The following is a 2,668-nucleotide window of genomic DNA, read 5'->3' as shown; positions in this document are numbered from 1 at the left end:
GCACGTGGTTCTAAATTAATGCCAGACAAAAAAGATTTTGGTTACAGTTTCCCATGTGATGGTCCAGGTCGTGGTGGTACATGTGATATTTCAGCTTGGGATGCATTCTACTTAGCTATGTTCTGGATGTTAAATACAATTGGTTGGGTAACATTCTACTGGCATTGGAAACACATGACAATTTGGGGTGGTAACCCAGGACAATTTGATGAATCATCAAATTACATTATGGGTTGGTTACGTGATTATTTATGGTTAAATTCATCACCATTAATTAATGGTTATAACCCATTTGGTATGAATAACTTATCGGTTTGGGCATGGACATTCTTATTCGCTCACTTAATTTGGGCGACAGGTTTTATGTTCTTAATTTCATGGCGTGGTTACTGGCAAGAATTAATTGAGACATTAGTTTGGGCTCATGAACGTACACCATTAGCAAACTTAGTTCGTTGGAGAGACAAACCAGTTGCTCTTTCAATTGTTCAAGCTCGTTTAGTTGGTTTAGTACATTTTGCTGTTGGTTATATTTTAACTTATGCGTCATTTGTAATTGCTTCAACTTCTGGTAAGTTTGGTTAATTTTCCAAATTTTATTTTGTCTAATGTATGAATTTTCATACATTAGACTCGTTTTTTTTCGACTCTTTGCGTCGATAGAATTTTTACTTCTAGAGATTCGGATACTCGCTGGTTAAGTTATCTTTTTTAAGATTTCTATTGCCTAGTCGTATTTGTGTTTCAACTTAAGCCTTGTATAAATTAGAAAAATCTAGTAAGCTATAACTTGAAGCATCATCAAAACTTCAGTTATTCCTTTTGATTCGGGATATAGCTCAGCTTGGTAGAGCACCTGCTTTGGGAGCAGGGTGTCGTAGGTTCAAATCCTACTATCCCGAGATACAGATTTAAAAAATTAAATTATGAAAAGAAGCTCTTCAAATGTTGATGGAATTTAATTTATTTTTTATACTCTTTACTTGTCAATCAGAAATATGAACTGATTCTCAGTTTCTTATATTATCTCTTATTAATTTACGATTACTTCAAATTTTCAAATGAGTTTAGATGAAAAATTTGTTTCAGTTCGAACTGCCTTCTATGATATAGTCGGTAATTTTTTTAAAGGGATCGCTGGATTCTTTGGATATCCAACAAATCCAGGAATGCCTACAATGTCAGAGATTCCAAGTGATCAATATGCTCGATCGCGCTTTCTTGATAGTCTCCCAACACACCGTACCTATTGGCCACCAGTTCAAAGACCCGAAACATGGTTTGAAATGATTTTTGGGCCAACACCGAAAGTAGAAACAGTTCCGCGATACATTTACGAAAGTAAAGAAGAAGGTTTTTATAATTTCTATATTGAGAATTATAAAAATATTTACTTTTTACCTGACTGGCTTTCGGAGTTTATTCAAGTTCGATTAGATATTTGTTTAGATATCACGGTTTTAGAAACGATTCGTGAAGTTTTTTTTGTTGGACTTATGGTTTACTCGCAAATTGTAATCTTACGAATCGCTTTGTCTTGGTTTATTTATATTAATCCTTACACTGTTCCATGGTGTTATATAGCAGCTGCTGTTGATTGGACAGAAGATGTCTTGCAAGGAATTGTGCCAGCTATCCTTGGAGTTAATATTACAGGAAGTGTCTTTTTAGGGATTCTTGGAGTTATAGCCGATAGTTTAAATCATTTGGTTTTTACAATGCCGTTTTTACCTAGTGAAGGGGAAGAAACTAAGTTGCTTATTAATGAACAAATGAAAAATGTTTTAGTTTTTCATTATTTACCAATTTTGTGGTATCGCTATCCAATTCCAAATGATCTCAGAGAATTCTGGTATAATGAGCGACCAGATATTTTAGAATATATGGAGAAAGCTTATAAAAACTTAGACATTCAATTTTTACCTGATGATATGGTGGCCCAACTACACCCGGAAAAATTAACATCTTCCATTTTTAGTTCTTTGGGAGATTTAGAGAATAATTTAAATCATATGGTTTCCACAGAATTGTTATCCAAAAATGATTTGATTCCTACGGACTTGGTTTTAACAAAGCTTTATTCTGTTACTGACTATTTAACTACGTTTTTCATCCAGTAGTTTGAAGTCAGAGTTACCCATTTTCTTTTCTAGATGGAAACAAACATTCTGGTTTGCTCCTTCTAGAAAATACCTTTAGTCTCTGCTTATCTTCTCTCTTCTCAAAGTTTAGTGGCCTGATAATTTAATTATATCTCATTAGAATTTTAATGAAGGTAGCAAGTTTGAGAAATATGACAAATAATATTTTTTTTTTATTTTCTATACTGAAACTTTTTATTGGAGATTCTTTCCTATTAGTTATTTATGAATCTGCCAAATAAATCAAAAGGTTCTGATCAACTAATCATTAAATCACTTTCTAAAGACAGAGAATAATTTTTCAATATTTCTTTTTTGAAATTCAAAATATCTGGATTGATCGCAGAATCCTAGGAATTTCCGATACCTTTTTTCTTATGGTTTTTTTAGGAGTTAATTCCATCGAGAGCTTTGTTTTCAAAATTACTAATATCTTCTGATCGGAATCCTTTTAAAAAACTAAAATGTTTTAGGATTTTGATTAGACTTAAAAATACTTATCATTTTTAATTTCTGTCACTTATTTC

General features: G+C 32.4%; 1 protein-coding gene, 1 tRNA gene and 1 pseudogene. All 3 read left to right on the top strand.

The annotated features are described in order from the left end of the window. Positions 1 to 585 (top strand): annotated as a pseudogene (gene psaB, locus AB1Z17_RS13790) (photosystem I chlorophyll a apoprotein A2); the annotation flags it as partial. Between the two features lie 243 nt (positions 586 to 828). Next, a tRNA-Pro gene (locus AB1Z17_RS13785) sits at positions 829 to 902 on the top strand. Positions 903 to 1,061: 159 nt separating this feature from the next. Continuing rightward, the gene (locus AB1Z17_RS13780) at positions 1,062 to 2,120 is read left to right on the top strand and encodes a YggT family protein (RefSeq protein ID WP_368052348.1); all 1,059 of its coding nucleotides are present in this window, start codon (positions 1,062 to 1,064) and stop codon (positions 2,118 to 2,120) included. Positions 2,121 to 2,668 lie beyond the last annotated feature (548 nt).

It is taken from the genome of Lutibacter sp. (assembly GCF_040883305.1).
Lineage (GTDB): Bacteria > Bacteroidota > Bacteroidia > Flavobacteriales > Flavobacteriaceae > Lutibacter.
Note: the sequence above shows the minus strand (reverse complement) of the source record. Positions and strands in the feature narration are given on the sequence as shown.